General features: G+C 70.9%; 12 protein-coding genes and 1 tRNA gene. 9 read left to right on the forward strand and 4 right to left on the reverse strand.

Translation table 11 applies throughout. From position 1 onward, the window contains the following. Positions 1-90 precede the first annotated feature (90 nt). Entirely contained in the window at positions 91-663 is a 573-nt protein-coding gene (locus tag ABZ906_RS27045; protein WP_361386851.1) for a DUF485 domain-containing protein, read from the forward strand. Further along, on the forward strand, positions 660-2,303 hold the full coding sequence (locus tag ABZ906_RS27050; RefSeq protein WP_361386854.1) for a cation acetate symporter: 1,644 nt from the start codon (positions 660-662) through the stop codon (positions 2,301-2,303). The genes ABZ906_RS27045 and ABZ906_RS27050 overlap by 4 nt, the downstream gene beginning before the upstream one ends. 88 nt (positions 2,304-2,391) lie before the next feature. On the opposite strand, the gene ABZ906_RS27055 is transcribed toward ABZ906_RS27050, so the two are convergent. The 3 genes from ABZ906_RS27055 to ABZ906_RS27065 all read right to left on the reverse strand — a co-directional run bounded on the left by ABZ906_RS27055 (position 2,392) and on the right by ABZ906_RS27065 (position 7,381). Beyond that, positions 2,392-3,291, reverse strand: coding sequence for a cellulose-binding protein (locus tag ABZ906_RS27055; protein ID WP_361386857.1), 900 nt, complete (start codon positions 3,289-3,291; stop codon positions 2,392-2,394). 222 nt (positions 3,292-3,513) lie between these two features. After that, positions 3,514-6,387, reverse strand: a complete 2,874-nt coding sequence (locus ABZ906_RS27060; RefSeq protein WP_361386860.1) for an SUKH-4 family immunity protein — start codon at positions 6,385-6,387, stop codon at positions 3,514-3,516. Positions 6,388-6,394: 7 nt separating this feature from the next. After that, positions 6,395-7,381 carry an SMI1/KNR4 family protein gene (locus ABZ906_RS27065; RefSeq protein ID WP_361195297.1) on the reverse strand — a complete coding sequence of 329 codons (987 nt, stop codon included), beginning with the start codon at positions 7,379-7,381 and terminating at the stop codon, positions 6,395-6,397. A 315-nt stretch (positions 7,382-7,696) separates the two neighbouring features. Here ABZ906_RS27065 and ABZ906_RS27070 point away from each other — a divergent pair, with 315 nt between their 5' ends. Further along, positions 7,697-8,254, forward strand: coding sequence for a YwqJ-related putative deaminase (locus ABZ906_RS27070; protein ID WP_361195295.1), 558 nt, complete (start codon positions 7,697-7,699; stop codon positions 8,252-8,254). A 34-nt stretch (positions 8,255-8,288) separates the two neighbouring features. Beyond that, entirely contained in the window at positions 8,289-8,810 is a 522-nt protein-coding gene (locus tag ABZ906_RS27075) for an SUKH-3 domain-containing protein (protein WP_361195293.1), read from the forward strand. Positions 8,811-8,834: 24 nt separating this feature from the next. Here ABZ906_RS27075 and ABZ906_RS27080 read toward each other — a convergent pair whose 3' ends face one another. Further along, positions 8,835-10,172 carry a histidine kinase gene (locus ABZ906_RS27080; protein ID WP_361195291.1) on the reverse strand — a complete coding sequence of 446 codons (1,338 nt, stop codon included), beginning with the start codon at positions 10,170-10,172 and terminating at the stop codon, positions 8,835-8,837. 167 nt (positions 10,173-10,339) lie between these two features. Between ABZ906_RS27080 and ABZ906_RS27085 the strand changes: the two genes are divergently transcribed. The 5 genes from ABZ906_RS27085 to ABZ906_RS27105 all read left to right on the forward strand — a co-directional run bounded on the left by ABZ906_RS27085 (position 10,340) and on the right by ABZ906_RS27105 (position 14,792). Then, complete coding sequence (locus ABZ906_RS27085; protein ID WP_361386863.1) at positions 10,340-11,203, forward strand: hypothetical protein; 864 nt, start codon at positions 10,340-10,342, stop codon at positions 11,201-11,203. 27 nt (positions 11,204-11,230) lie between these two features. After that, a tRNA-Gln gene (locus tag ABZ906_RS27090) sits at positions 11,231-11,303 on the forward strand. 120 nt (positions 11,304-11,423) lie between these two features. Beyond that, a complete protein-coding gene (gene glmU / locus ABZ906_RS27095; protein WP_361386866.1) occupies positions 11,424-12,881 on the forward strand; it encodes a bifunctional UDP-N-acetylglucosamine diphosphorylase/glucosamine-1-phosphate N-acetyltransferase GlmU in 1,458 nt (485 codons plus the stop codon). A 135-nt stretch (positions 12,882-13,016) separates the two neighbouring features. Further along, a complete protein-coding gene (locus ABZ906_RS27100) occupies positions 13,017-13,994 on the forward strand; it encodes a ribose-phosphate diphosphokinase (protein WP_190083527.1) in 978 nt (325 codons plus the stop codon). Between the two features lie 204 nt (positions 13,995-14,198). After that, on the forward strand, positions 14,199-14,792 hold the full coding sequence (locus tag ABZ906_RS27105) for a 50S ribosomal protein L25/general stress protein Ctc (RefSeq protein ID WP_361195286.1): 594 nt from the start codon (positions 14,199-14,201) through the stop codon (positions 14,790-14,792). The last annotated feature ends 80 nt before the right edge of the window (positions 14,793-14,872 follow it).

Consider the following 14,872-nt stretch of genomic DNA (forward strand, 5'->3'; position numbering starts at 1 on the left):
GGCTCTACTACTTACGAGTAACGTGCTCGATCCTCACCTCTCGCTCCCTGCGGTCCCGCACCGGACCGACGCCGCGCAAGGAGAACCGGGATGTCCTACCCTCACCAGCCCCAACACCCCGACCGCTCGCAGCAGCCAGCCCCTCCCCGGGAACCACACCACCCTCACCACGCCTATCACCCCCACCTCCCCCCACACGCCTCGTCCCCCTCGTACCCCGCCTACCCCGCCTACCCCACTGACCCCACTCACCCCACGCAGCCAACCCACCCCACTCACCCCACGCCCCCAACCCACCTCACCTACCCCTGGCAGCCCGCAGCGGCCCCGACGCCCCCGCCACGGCCGAAGCTCCCCCGGCACCCCGCACTCGGCCGCCACAGCGACCTGCGCCATCTGCGCAGCGCCTACCGCTGGCAGCGCCGCGTCGCCACCCTCACCGCGCTCGGCTACTTCACGCTCTTCCTGATCCTCTCCGCCTTCGCCCCGTCCCTGATGACGGACACGGTCTCCGGCGGCCTGACCACCGGCCTGCTGCTCGGCCTGTGCCAGGTCCCCGTCACCCTCGTCGCCATAGCACTGTACGAGGCAACGGCCCGCCGCCGGGTCGACCCGCTGTCCGAACGGCTGCGCAAACTGGCGGAGTTGGAGGCCAACCGATGACCCCCGGCACCACTCCCGTGCTCCCGTCCGTTACCCTGGCCGCCGACTCGGCGCAGGCCATGTCCCTGGTGGCGTTCACCGCCGTCGTCACGCTCACCCTGCTCCTGTGCGTCATGACGGGCCCCGACCGCGACAATCTCGGCGAGTTCTACGCGGGTTACGGTGCGCTGTCCCCGATGCGCAACGGCCTGGCGATCGCGGGCGACTACATCTCGGCGGCGACCGTACTCGGCACGGGCGGAATCATCGCCCTCCTCGGATACGACGGCGTGGTCCTCGCCCTGAGCACCGCCCTGTCCCTGATGCTTCTGATGTTCCTGCTGGCCGAACCCCTGCGCAACGCGGGCCAGTTCACCATGGGCGACGTACTGGCCCGCCGGATGCCGGGCCGGGCCGTGCGGATCACGGCATGCGCGGCGACACTCGCCGCACTCATCCCGCTCATGCTGGTGCAACTCGCGGGCGCGGGCGACCTGCTCTCCTTCATCCTCGGCTTCTCCGGCGAGGGCGTGAAGACGGGCTGCGTCGTCGCACTGGGCGCACTCATGATCAGCTACGCGGCGATCGGCGGCATGAAGGGCACCGCCCTCATCCAGATCCTGAAGATCGTGATGCTGCTCGGCTCCGGAGCGGTCATCGCCGCCCTGATCCTGCGCCGCTTCGACTGGGACCCCGGCGCGCTCCTGGCCGCCGCCGAGAAGGGCAGCGGAGTGGGCCCCGCCTTCCTCCAGTCCGGGCTCCAGTTCGCTGGCGGCCCCCACCCCGGCCTGGACATGATCAGTTCGGAGCTCACGGTCGTACTCGGCGGCGCGTGCCTGCCGCACGTCACGATGCGGATGTACACGGCGCGCAGCGCGCGTGAGGTGCGCCGGTCGATGTCGTGGGCAGTGTCGTCCGTGGCGCTCTTCGTCCTCATCATCGCGATCGTCGGCTTCGGCGCGACGGCGATGGTCGGCCGGGCGGCGATCGCACAGGCGGACCCGCAGGGCAACACGGCGTACTTGCTGGGTTCCAGAGCGGTGTTCGGGTCCAACGCCTCAACGGCGGAAACCCTCATCTTCACCACGGTCACGACGGCGATCTTCCTGACGCTGCTCGCGTCGGTCGCCGGGATGATCCTGGCCTGCGCCAACTCCCTCGCCCACGATGTCTTCGCCCACCTCCGCCTCCGCGAGGAGCTCACCCCGCGCCGCGAGATGACACTGGCCCGCGTCTCGGCGCTCGCCGTAGGGGGCGTGGCGATCGTCCTCGCGGTCATGGTCCAGCACCACAACCTGCAACCGCTGGTGACCCTCTCCTTCTGCCTGGGCGCATCGGCACTCGCCCCGGCACTGGTCTACAGCCTCTTCTGGCGCCGCTACACCCGCAGGGGCCTGCTGTGGACCCTCATCGGCGGCACCCTCGGCTCCATCATCATCATGACGGGCACCAACCTGGTCTCGGGCGCCCCCACATCAGCCTTCCCGAACCACGACTTCAACTGGTTCCCCTTCACCACCACAGGCATCGCCTCCATCCCCCTCGGCTTCCTCCTGGGCTGGCTGGGCACGGTGTCGTCGGGCCCCAGGGAATCGGATGACCAACGCAGGCGGTACGAGGCGGTGGAGGGCTGGATCCTGGCGGGGGTGACGAAAAGGTAGTACGGCAAGGATCTGGACGCGGAGTAACGGGCGGGCGGGAAAAACTCGCCGCGAAGCGGCGCCCCGAAACCCACCGGCCAGCCGCAGGCTAAGGCGCTCCCTCGGCGGCAGCCCGCCCAGTCAGCGCAGCGAGACTGCTCCGTACATGCTCCATGTGCGCCCGCACCTCGTCCCACTCCTCCCCGTGCTCCCGCAGCATCCGCTCGGTGTCCCGGGCGATCCCTTCCTCCCGCGCCCCCGCGGCAGCGATCAACTCCGCGCCCCGCGCCTCCGCGTCCTCCTGCCCGTGCCGGGCGGACTCCTCCGCCTCGGCAAGGGCCCGCTTCGCCTCGGAAAGGCGCTCCTCCGCCGCGGCCACCAGCGAAGCCTCACGCTTCTCCGCCTCCGCTTCCCGCGCGGCGATCTCCCGCTCGGCGGCCTCCCAGCGTTCGGCCTGCTCCTTCTCCTGCTCCTCGATCAGCGCGGCACTGCGCTCCCGCATCTCCCGCAGCGCGGCAAGCGCCTCGCCCCGCCACTCCTTCACGTCGTGCCGGGCCCCGATCCGCGACTCGTCCGCGGCGGCACGGCAGGCGAGCAGCCGCTGCCGGGCCCGCTCGTCGGCCTCGCCGAGGATCTCATCGGCGTACGCGCGAGCCGCCTCACGCAGCTTCTGCGCCTCGGCGTCGGCCGCCTCCGCCATGCCCCGCACATCGGCATCGGCCGCTTCGCGCACGGCGGCGACCTCCTCCTCGCCCAGGGCCAGGATCCGCTGCGCGCGCTCGCCGAGTTCCTCGTACGTCTGCGGGGCGAGCCGCGAGACCACCTCCCGCAGCCGCTCGGCCTCCGCCTCCATCTCCTTGGTGAGGACGGTGAGCCGGGCGGCGCGCTCCCACGCGCCGTCGCGGTCCTCGGACAGTTCGAGGGCGTACGCGTCCACCTGCTCGGGACGGTAGCCACGCCCGCGCACGGCGACGAAACCGTGCTCCGACGCCGTTGCACCGCTGCTCATCGTGAATCCCTCCTCCGACGCTCCACGCGCGTACTGCGTGATTGGCGCACATCTTGATGGATCAAGCGGAAGCGCTCATAACGCGACACTCCGCACATCTCATCCGCTCAAGGATGCGCCATTTGCCATCAGAAGTCGGAATCGAGGGTACGACGGCCCGCAAAACGCGAGAGGCGCCCGACCCCAGCACGGGGTCGGACGCCTGACGCGGCACGGCGCGGACTACAGCAGGCCGTCCCACATCTGCTCGAGAAGCACCGACCACCAGCTCTCCGGCGACGCGAGCGCCGCCGGGTCGAGGGCCGCGAGCTGACTCTGGAAGTCGACGGTCCAGCGGCCCGCCTGCTCCTGGTTGAGCCCGAAGCGCAGCCGCCACATCCGGCCGAGCAGCGCCAGGCAGCGCGCGAACTCGGGCAGCCCCGTGTTCACGAACTGCGGCGGCACCGGAGCACCGCCGGGACCGGCCTCCACGGGCACGGCGACGATGTTCGCCGTGCCGTACTGCACACAGATCGCCCGGCCGAAGTCGCTGCCCATCACGAGGTACGAACCGGCGTCCGACGCCGGCTGCACCCCGCGCTCCTGCGCCGTCTCGGCGAGAGTGGGCACCGGACGTCCCGGCTGGGCCTGCGCCCAGAAGAACGGACCGAAGTCGACGGGCAGGCCCGCCACGACGAGCGTGTGCGCCACGAGGTCGGGCACGCCCTGCCGGGACACCGCCCGCTGGTCGAAGCGGAAGATGCCGGGCCCGAACGCACCCACCAACTCCTGCGCCACGCCCTCCGGCGGGATCGGCGGCGCGGGCTGCACCTGCGGCAGCGGCGCGCGCACCGGCGCGGGGCGCGCGGGACCGTCCGCGACCTGGTGCAGCTCGGCCTGGTGCGCGATGAGCTGCTGCATGCCGCCCTGCCGGGACGCGTGGTCCTTGCCGTACGGGGCGATGCTCGTGATCCGCGCCTGCGGCCAGGTCTCCCGGATCATGCGGGCGCAGTACGCGCCCGGCAGCTCGCAGGATTCCAGCTCCGTGTGGAGTTCGAGCACCTGCTGCGGCGGCACGTTCATGCCGCGCAGCTCGTGCAGGATCTGCCACTCCGGGTGCGGAGTACCGGGCGCCGAGCGGCGGATGAGCTGCTGCTCGGAGCCGTCCTGCGCGCGGTAGCGCAGTACGGCCTGGTAGCCGGGGCCGACGGTCGGCTGACCGGTGGGCGGCTGCGGGTAGCCGTAGGGCTGGCCGGGAGCGGGCTGACCCGGCGCGGGCGGCGGCATGCCGGGGGCGCCGGGAGCACCGGGGGCCTGCGGCGGCATGGGCGCGCCGGGGCCGCCGACCGCGGGTCCGGCCAGCATGGTCGCCGCGTGGTGGACGCCGCCGCCGGGGGGCGGGGTGCCGCCGGGCGGGTTCGGGGCACCCGGAGCACCGGGGGCGCCGGGCGGACCTGGAGGCTGCGGGGCACCCGGAGCGCCCGGCGGCTTGATCCCGCCGGGGCCGCCCAGGCTCGGGTCGGCCAGCATCGTCGCCGCGTGGTGGACACCGCCGGGAGGCGTACCCGGAGCACCGGGGGCGCCGGGCGGACCGGGAGGCTGGGGCGCACCCGGAGCACCCGGAGCACCGGGCGGACCGGGAGGCTGCGGGGCACCCGGAGCGCCGGGAGCGCCCGGCGGCTTGATCCCGCCGGGGCCGCCCATACTCGGGTCGGCCAGCATCGTCGCCGCGTGGTGGACACCGCCGCCGGGTGGCGGGGTGCTGCCGGGCGGGTTCGGGGCGCCGGGAGGCTGCGGGGCATCCGGAGCCGCGGGCGGCTGAGGTCCGTCGGGGCCGAGCGCCGAGACGAGCTGCGTCGGGACGTAACCGCCCGCCGGGGTGCCCGGAGCGCCGGGTCCTGACGGCGGCGGCGTAGCCCCTGCGGCGCCTGCGCCGGGCACCCCCGGAGCACCGGGAGGCGGCGGCGTACCGGCGCCGCCGCCACGGGCACCGCGCGGCGGAGCCTGCGCCTTGCTGGTCGCGGCGTCGGCGATGTCCCCCGCGCCGGGCGGCACGGCTTGCTGAGCGGAACCCTGCGGGTAGCCGTAGGCGGCCGGGTCAGGAGCGCTCACACCCGGAGGCGGCGGCAGGTTCACCGCGGCACCGGCGGGCGGTGGGGGAAGGTTCGGCCCCGGAGCCGTCGGAGCGGCCGGGGGCTGCGCGCCGGGGCCCTGCGGATAGCCGTACGCGGCCGGGTCGGGAGCACCGGCACCGGGCTGCGGCGGCTGGCCCTGGCCGTCGATCGCGGGCGCGACCGTCGTGGACGGCAGGCCGCTGCCGCCGTGCATCAGCGCGGTCTTGGCCTCGGGGGCCACACCGGGCGGCGGAGTGTCGTCGTCGTCACCGCCGACCAACGGCGGCGCGAACACCGTCGCGGGCGCCTGCACCGAACGGTCGTCGCCGTTGTCGGCGTTCGTGTCCGTACCGGCCCACGGGGTAGCCCCGGCAGGCGCACCGGACGCACCGGCGGCAGGCCACGGCGTACCCCCGCCGGGCGCCTCGGGAGCAGCGGCAGCCGCGGGCGCGGCAGGAGCGACAGGTGCGACAGGTGCGGAAGGGGCAGAAGGCGCGGACGGAGCAGACGGAGCACCCGGCGCGGACGGAGCAGACGGCGCAGACGAAGCCGCGGCACCCGCCGCCCCCGCCCCCGCCGAGCCCGTCGCCCCCGCCGAACTCCCCGACCCCGCCCTGCGATCCGGAATGCCCAGCTTGTCCGCCGCCTCCTGGAGCCACTCCGGAGGGCTCAACAGGAACGACGTCTGATTCAGGTCGACCCGCTCCGGCGCGGGCGGCGCCGCATCCTCCGGCGCCGCCTCCGGGAGGCCGTACTCCTCCTCGTACCGGCGGATCACCTCACCGACCGGCAGACCCGGCCAGAGCGTGGCCTCACCGCTGTCCCGTGCGATGACGAGCCGCTGCCGGCCGCCGTCGGACACCGGACCGTTCTCACGGTCCTCCGCCCAAACGACGAACCCGAGCTCGAACTCCCGCACCCGCACCTCACGATGCTGGTAGCCGGGCACATCGGCGTTGATCCACTCCTCGGCGCGCTCCTGCGCCTGCGCGAAGGTCACCATCGACAAGTCACTCCCCCACCGGGACGGCGTGCGCGAAGCCGCCGTCCACCATCAGGTTCGCCACGGTCTCCAACTCCGGCGGATTGCCCGCGAGCCGCGACAGGAACGCGTCGAAGTCGTCACCGCACGGCAGCAGCAGCCGTTCCACCCGCTCGGCGGGTGCCCAGCCGGCCGTCTCCGATACGTCCCGCGCGTCGTCGTACGCGCAGAACCACACCGACCCGATCCGGTCACCCTTGACCTTCACGGCGAGAATGCCGCCCTGCACGAAACCGACTCCCAGGTAGTCCTTGGTGAGATGGTCCCGCAGGCATTTGTTCACGTACACCAGGTCGTTGACCGCGGCCTCGTCCCGCACCGTGAAGAACGGCTGGTCGATCAGGAGACCGAGCTCCGCGTCGAGCGCCGTACCCACCGGCGCGCAGCCGCCAGCCGCCTTCAGGAAGGAACGGTAGGCGCCCGGCAGCCGGTAACCCAGATCCTCCTCGACGCCCAGGACGTCCTGCTCGCTCACCGCGACCGCCGACCTCGGCAGCGCGAGATGCGCGGGACGCGTCTCCTGGAGCGGCCGCGTACCCCTCTTGTTCTGGTCCACCGGCGTCGTCGCGAGCCCGCCGTGATGCCGCAGGAGCGCCTTCACCTCCACCGGGACCAGCTCAAGACGCCGACCGCCCGGCACGTGGTGCCACGTCCAGCCGTGCGGGGTCGCCACCGGCGGAATCGTGTCCCACAGGTCGTGGTCCGCCGCGGCCATCGCCGCGTTCGCGGAGACGTAGTCCGTCAGGCGCAGCTCGTCGACGCCGAAACCCTCCGGGGGCTCGGCGATCTCGGCGGCCGCACGCGCGTAGGCGGAGAAATCCGGATAGCCGTGCTCGTCGACGCGCACACCTCTGGGATGGCGCGTGGCCCGGACCGGATCCGGGAAGTGCACGACCTGCCCGGCGTAGGCCGCGTTCGGCGGCGCGGCTTGCTGCCCCAGCCGACCTGTCGTCATGGCGGTTGCCCCCTGCGGCACTGTTAATGGTTCTGCGTCAATGGTTCTGCGGATCGCTGTACATCGAATGTGCGTACTTCGTCCTGCGTTCCGCGGTCTGCGGATGTCGACAGCCTATGCGCAAGGACGACACCGGTCACCGGGCCTCCGGTTCCATGACCAGCAGCCACCGGACCGTCACCGTGCGACGAAAGCCAGGCGTGTCGCGGCGCCCCAGCTTCCGCACCACCCGCCCCATTTGGCAGGCTGTCACCGCAACGCGGGGGCGTGGCACACGCGGTCACTACCGCGAGTTGCGGGGAGGGAAGCACCACCATGCACACGGCACAGACCGGCACGACCGGCCGCCCAGCGGCCACGACGGCGCCCTCGGCGACCGCCGGGCACCCCGACGGCGCGGGTGATCCGCGCGTCGGCTGGAGCAGCGCCTCCGCGCACGCGCCCGTACTGCGCCAGCGCCGCGACGGGATACTTCCCACCGTCGCCGCCGCGCTCTCCGTCCGCGGCGCGACCCTCACCTGTACCGCGGGGCGCGGCGAAGAACCTCCCGCTCTGCACCCACTCGTACAGGACTTCCTCGACACCCTCACAAGCGGCCAGCGCGAACGGTTCACCGGAAGGTGTGCCGAAGCCATCCTCATCTCGCGGCACCTCACCGCGGCCGACGGCAGCCGGTCCAAACGCGCGGCACGAAAACCCATGACCAACGGCGAGGCCCGCAAGGCCCTCAAACACGCCAAGCTCACCACCCGCCGCATCCGCGAGGACGGCGACCCCCTGCACGGCGGCTTCGCCCGCCCCTGCCGCTCCTGCACCGCCCTCACGGCGCACTTCGGCGTACGGATCGTGGACCCCACGACGCCGGAAGCCTGACCCCACACCGAGCCGCGAAACACTACGAGGGCCCATGCACACGGAACAGCACACCGAGAACCCCGCGTCCCCGACGGCCGCGTCACCCCGCTTCCCCGTCCCCGTCGACGCCGCCCTGCGCGCCGCCGGCTGGACCCCCGGACGCTGGGACATAAAGCAGGCCGAGATCTGGGCCGACGTCCTGCGCCGCCACACCTCGCCCGCCGGACACCAGCACGCCGTCTTCCCCGCCGCCGTCGAAGCGTGGGCGGAGTTCGGCGGGCTGCACATCACGCCGCAGGGGCCCGGCCGCCACATAGCGCCCGCCACCGTGCACCTGGACCCCCTCTACGGCCTCCACCTGGCCCGCACACTCGGCGACCTGGGCCGCGCCCTCGACACCGAGGTGTGCCCCATAGGAGAGGAGACGGAGACCCAGGCGCTCCTCGCCATCGACGCGGAGGGCCGCGTCTACAGCCTCGACCACAGCGGCGACTGGTACCTCGGCTCCCACATCGACGAGGCCCTCTCCACCCTGGCCTCAGGCACCCAACCGGAACGCCTCAAAACAGGCTGAGACAAACGGGGGCGACCGGGCCCCTCAAGCCTCGGCCACGGCAGCCGCCGCCGGCAGTACCGCCGACACACGGAAACCACCCGCATCCGTCGGCCCCGACACGAACACCCCGCCCAACGCGGTGACCCGTTCCTTCATGCCCACCAGGCCATTGCCGCCACTGGGCAGCCGGGCATCCCCGGGTCCCGCCTCCGGCGGCGGTTCGTTCTCCACCTGCATCGCGATCTCCGCCCCACGATGCGCGAGCCGTACATACGTCTTGGCGCCCGCGGCGTGCTTGTGCACGTTCGTCAACGCCTCCTGCACCACGCGGTACGCCGTCTGCTCCACGTCCGCCGCATACCCGCGGGACTCCCCCTCCACCGACAGCGCCACCGCCATCCCCGCCGCACGCGACTGCCCCACCAACTCCTCGAGCTCCGCCAGACACGGCCCGTCCTCGTCCACCGCACGCGACGCGGCCGCCGCGGCGGCGAACCCCACGGCGGCCAGCGGCACCACATCCGAGACCGAACCGTGCCGGCCACCCGCAGGGGGCGTCGGCTCCCCGGTCCGCAGCACACCGAGCATCTCGCGCAGCTCCGTCAGCGCCTGCCGCCCCATGTCCCCGACCAGAGCCGCGTTCTTCACGGCCTTCTCGGGATCCTTCCTCGCCACCGCCTGCAAAGCCGCCGCATGCACGACCATCAGACTCACCCGGTGAGCGACGACGTCATGCATCTCCCGCGCGATACGGGTCCGCTCCTCGTTACGCGCCCACTCCGCCCGCTCCTCGGCCCGCTCGGCAAGGAGCTGCAACTCGCGCTCCAGGCTGTCGGCCCGCTCCCGCAGACTCTCCATGAGCCGCCGCCGCGCCCCCACGTACAACCCGAGCAGGATCGGCGGCGCCGTCAGCCCGATCGACGTGGTGATCGCGATGAACGGTATGAACCCCTCCGCGAACCCCAGATCCCCGCTCTCCATGTCCTGCCGGGTCCGCACCAACGTGACGATGAGCGTCCCCAGCAGAGACATCCCCGCGAGCGCCCCGATGATCCGCCGGGGCAGCTCCGAGGCGGCGAGCGTGTAGAGCCCGACGACAGTGAGGAAAATCCCCATCTGGGCAGGCGTGATCGCAATGGAGACGAGCACCACGGCAATGGGCCACCGCCGCCGCAGCACCAGCGAGAACCCGGCGAGCACGCCGAACCCCACACCCACCGCCGCGGGAACCCCCGTATCCCCCGAGAACGTGACCCCCTCGGCCCCGCACTCCGCGGCCGACGCCAACGCGAGCCCCACATCCAGCACGGCACTACGCCGCCGCTCCCACCACCACGGCCCGGTCACGGCCGCGCTGTGGCTCTCCCCCGTCGTGGTCATACCTCCCAGCCTACGGGCGACAAGCCCTCCTTTTCCGGCGAGTTTCCGGCTCAGTGATCGAACGCACGCGCTGTTCGACGCGAAACGAAACGGCCAGAATTCCCTCGAACTGCTGAACCGCTCCCGCTCTCCAGTCGGACGTCCGCATTCCGGACAAGGCTTGCCACATGACGGAAATCACGGGCAAGTACGCGGACTTCGAGGGGTTGCGGGAACGGGCGATCGCGCTGCGGCGCGAAGGCTTGAGCCGCCGCCAGATCCGCGACCGGCTCTTCATCCACAACAACGACATCCTCAACCGCCTCCTGGAGGGCGAGCCGCCCCCGGAGTGGACGAAGCGCCCGAACGCGAAGGACGACCTGCGGGAGCGGGCGCGGGAGCTGCGGCTCCAGGGCTGGACGTACGACCGGATCCAACTGGAGCTGGGCTGCTCCAAGAGTTCGATCTCCCTGTGGGTACGAGATCTGCCGAAGCCGGAGCGACGGAACCCCTCGGAACAGGCGAAGCTGGCGGCGCGGAAACGGTGGGACCACGAGCTGGCGATGCGGGACGGGGAGCGGCAGCGCACGAAGGAGGCCGCAAGGCAGGCGGTCGGCACCTTGTCGGACCGCGAACTGTTTCTCGCAGGCGTGGTCCTGTATTGGGCAGAGGGCGGCAAGGACAAGGCCTACAACGAGCTGCACACCGAGCGATTGCAGTTCATCAACAGCGACCCGAACGTCATCAGTCTCTACCTGCGCTGGCTCGAACTGCTCGGCGTGGAACGCGAGCGCATGCGCTTCCGCGTCAGCATCCACGAGTCCGCAGACGTGAAGGAAGCCGAGGAGTTCTGGGCCGGACTGGTCGGAGTCGACGCCGCAACCCTTCAGCGGGCCACCCTCAAGAAACACAACCCTCGGACCAACCGAAAGAACATCAGCACCGCTTACCGGGGCTGCCTGACGGTCTACGTCATGAAAGGTGCCGAACTGTACCGTCGCATGGAAGGCGCTTGGTACGGCATAGTGTTGGGTGCCGACACGGCGACCTGACCGAATGTCCGGTTTAGTCGTGTTTAATCCCCCATGGTGTAATCAGGCAGCACTGCGGTTTTTGGTACCGTCTGTTCAGGTTCAAATCCTGATGGGGGAGCCGCACCTTTTGCCGGGTCCTGACCTTCAAGGTCAGGACCCGCCCTCATTTCCGTCCCACAACGCCCCGGTATCCTGCGGATGTCCACTCCCCGCACATCCGAAGCCGAAGGGCACCCCCGTGAGCGCCAACAGCCCGGCAGCCGTCGTCGTCCTTGCAGCGGGTGAGGGCACCCGCATGAAGTCGGCCACCCCCAAGGTCCTGCATGAGATCTGCGGGCGTTCTCTCATCGGGCACGTGCTCGAAGCCGCGTACGCGCTGAGCCCCCAGCGGCTCGTCACCGTCGTCGGGTTCGCTCGCGAGAAGGTCGTCGCGCACCTGGGGACCATCGCTCCGGACGTGCGCACCGCCTACCAGAGCGAGCAGAAGGGCACCGGTCACGCCGTCCGCATCGGCCTGGAGGAGCTCGGCGGCACCGTGGACGGAACCGTCATCGTCGTCTGCGGCGACACCCCGCTGCTGACTGGCGCGACCCTGCAGCAGCTGGCCGCGACGCACACCGGCGACGGGAACGCCGTGACGGTGCTCACGGCCGAGGTCCCGGACGCGACCGGGTACGGCCGCATCGTGCGGGACGGCGAAAGCGGCGCGGTGACGGCCATCGTCGAGCACAAGGACGCCACCGAGGCGCAGCGTGCGATCCGTGAGATCAACTCCGGGGTTTTCGCGTTCGACGGGCAGTTGCTCGCGCAGGCGCTGGGCAAGGTGCGTACGGACAACAGCCAGGGTGAGGAGTACCTGACTGATGTTCTGGGGATCCTGCGTGAAGCGGGGCATCGCGTGGGTGCTGCCGTCACCGGTGATCACGAGGAGATCGCGGGGATCAACAACCGCGTGCAACTGGCCGAGGCCCGCCGCACCTTGAACGACCGCCTGCTGACGGAGGCGATGCTGGCGGGTGTGACGGTCGTGGACCCGGCGTCGACGTGGATCGACGCGACGGTGACGTACGAGCAGGACGCGCTGGTGCACCCCGGCACGCAGTTGCACGGCGTCACGCATCTCGGTGAGGGTGCCGAGGTCGGTCCCAATACGCGTCTGACGAACACCAGGGTGGGTGCGGGTGCGCGGGTGGACAACACGGTCGCGTACGACTCGGAGGTCGGGGAGCAGGCGAGCGTGGGTCCGTTCGCGTATCTGCGGCCGGGTACCCGGCTCGGCCTGAAGGCCAAGGCGGGTACGTACGTGGAGATGAAGAACGCGTCGATCGGTGAGGGGACGAAGGTTCCGCATCTTTCGTATGTGGGTGACGCGACGATCGGTGATTACACGAACATCGGCGCCGCGAGCGTGTTCGTGAACTACGACGGTGAGGCCAAGCACCACACGACGGTGGGGTCGCACTGCAAGACGGGTTCGGACAACATGTTTGTGGCTCCTGTCACGGTCGGGGACGGTGCTTACACGGCTGCGGGGTCGGTCATCACGAAGGACGTTCCGGCCGGTTCGCTGGCTGTGGCCCGTGGCCAGCAAAGGAATATCGAGGGTTGGGTGGCGCGCAAGCGTCCGGGCAGCGCGGCCGCGAGGGCGGCGGAGGCGTCGTCCGGGAAGCCCGGGAATGCGGCCGGCGGAAGCTGACCGGAAACAGGTGCGTCGGACACGGCGTACCGTGATAGGTGCACACCATTTCGGCCGGCTCAGCGCTGCGGACTGCGATTTTCCGGAGCGCGCGGGGACGGCAGCGGGAAAAACTCGTCTGAGGAGACTAGTGCTGTGACCGGGATCAAGACGACCGGCGAGAAGAAGTTGATGCTCTTCTCCGGCCGCGCCCACCCCGAGTTGGCCGAGGAGGTCGCACACAAGCTGGGTGTCGGCATCGTGCCGACGAAGGCTTTCGATTTCGCCAACGGCGAGATCTATGTGCGGTATCAGGAGTCGGCTCGTGGGGCGGACTGCTTCTTGATCCAGAGCCACACGGCTCCGATCAACAAGTGGATCATGGAGCAGTTGATCATGATCGACGCGCTGAAGCGCGCGTCGGCCCGCTCCATCACCGTGATCGTGCCGTTCTACGGCTACGCGCGCCAGGACAAGAAGCACCGTGGCCGCGAGCCGATCTCGGCCCGTCTGGTGGCCGATCTGATGAAGACCGCGGGCGCGGACCGCATCCTCACGGTCGACCTGCACACGGACCAGATCCAGGGCTTCTTCGACGGCCCGGTCGACCACCTCTTCGCGCTGCCGATTCTCGCGGACTACGTGGGCGCGAAGGTCGACCGTTCGAAGCTGACCGTGGTCTCCCCCGACGCGGGCCGCGTGCGTGTCGCCGACCGCTGGTGCGACCGTCTGGGCGCCCCGCTGGCCATCGTGCACAAGCGCCGCGACAAGGACGTCGCCAACCAGGTCACCGTCCACGAGGTCGTGGGTGAGGTCGAGGGCCGCGTCTGCGTGCTGGTCGACGACATGATCGACACGGGTGGCACGATCTGCGCCGCCGCCGACGCGCTGTTCGCGCACGGTGCGGAGGACGTCATCGTGACGGCGACGCACGGCGTGCTCTCCGGTCCGGCCGCGGACCGTCTGAAGAACTCCAAGGTGAGCGAGTTCGTGTTCACGGACACGCTGCCCGACCCGGGTGACCTGGAGCTCGACAAGATCACGGTGCTCTCGATCGCGCCGACCATCGCGAACGCGGTGCGTGAGGTCTTCGAGGACGGTTCGGTGACGAGCCTCTTCGACGAGCAGGCCTAGTCCCTGCGGGCTCGCCCGCGGGCCCACTGAAGATCGATTTCTGAGGCGGCCTCCCCGCCGGGTAGACTCAGCGAGTTGCTCGGCGAGGGAGGCCGTACTCATTGCAGTACGGCGGTCCGTTATCGACGCGCTCTTCGTAGCAGGCCAGTAAGTCGTGGCCGGGTGACCGACTCTGTTCCGTCACCGCTCATACGAGGAGTGCACATGTCCGAGGTGAAGATCACCGCCGAGGTCCGCAGCGAGTTCGGCAAGGGCGCCGCCCGCCGTCTGCGTCGCGCCGACAAGCTTCCCGCCGTCGTCTACGGCCACGGCTCGGACCCGATCCACATCACGCTGCCGCACCACGGCACCCTGATGGCGCTCAAGACCCCGAACGTCCTGATCAACCTGGACATCGACGGCAAGAGCCAGCTGGTCATCCCCAAGGCCGTCCAGCGTGACGCCGTGCGCATCGGCATCCTGGAGCACGTCGACCTGCTCCTCGTCCGCAAGGGCGAGAAGGTCAACGTCGACGTGTTCGTCCACACCGAGGGTGAGCTCGCCCCGGGCGGCAACCTGCTCGAGCACGTGCTGAACGCGCTGCCCGTCGAGGCCGAGGCCACGCACATCCCGGAGTCGGTCACCGTCTCCATCGCCGGTCTCGAGGCCGGTGCGACCGTCCTCGCCAAGGACATCAAGCTGCCCGCCGGCACGTCCCTGGCCGTCGAGGAGGACACCGTCGTCCTCCAGGTCCTGGCCGCGCAGGCCGAGGAGGTCACCGAGGACGCCGAGGGTGAGGGCGAGGGCGCCGAGGCCTGAGCCTCGACCGCTACCGTCTGAGCTTCGGGCTCGACTCTGCCGACCGCCGCTCCGCGCTCCCGCGCGGGGCGGCGGTCGGG

It is taken from the genome of Streptomyces sp. NPDC046925, assembly GCF_040644915.1.
In the GTDB taxonomy this organism is placed as follows: Bacteria; Actinomycetota; Actinomycetes; order Streptomycetales; family Streptomycetaceae; genus Streptomyces.

Bases quoted from the DNA above. Each gene is read 5' to 3' on its own strand.
- ABZ906_RS27045 (WP_361386851.1), top strand. From the start codon at position 91: ATGTCCTACCCTCACCAGCCCCAACACCCCGACCGCTCGCAGCAGCCA.
- ABZ906_RS27050 (WP_361386854.1), top strand. From the start codon at position 660: ATGACCCCCGGCACCACTCCCGTGCTCCCGTCCGTTACCCTGGCCGCC.
- ABZ906_RS27055 (WP_361386857.1), bottom strand. From the start codon at position 3,291: ATGAGCAGCGGTGCAACGGCGTCGGAGCACGGTTTCGTCGCCGTGCGC.
- ABZ906_RS27060 (WP_361386860.1), bottom strand. From the start codon at position 6,387: ATGGTGACCTTCGCGCAGGCGCAGGAGCGCGCCGAGGAGTGGATCAAC.
- ABZ906_RS27065 (WP_361195297.1), bottom strand. From the start codon at position 7,381: ATGACGACAGGTCGGCTGGGGCAGCAAGCCGCGCCGCCGAACGCGGCC.
- ABZ906_RS27070 (WP_361195295.1), top strand. From the start codon at position 7,697: ATGCACACGGCACAGACCGGCACGACCGGCCGCCCAGCGGCCACGACG.
- ABZ906_RS27075 (WP_361195293.1), top strand. From the start codon at position 8,289: ATGCACACGGAACAGCACACCGAGAACCCCGCGTCCCCGACGGCCGCG.
- ABZ906_RS27080 (WP_361195291.1), bottom strand. From the start codon at position 10,172: ATGACCACGACGGGGGAGAGCCACAGCGCGGCCGTGACCGGGCCGTGG.
- ABZ906_RS27085 (WP_361386863.1), top strand. From the start codon at position 10,340: ATGACGGAAATCACGGGCAAGTACGCGGACTTCGAGGGGTTGCGGGAA.
- ABZ906_RS27105 (WP_361195286.1), top strand. From the start codon at position 14,199: ATGTCCGAGGTGAAGATCACCGCCGAGGTCCGCAGCGAGTTCGGCAAG.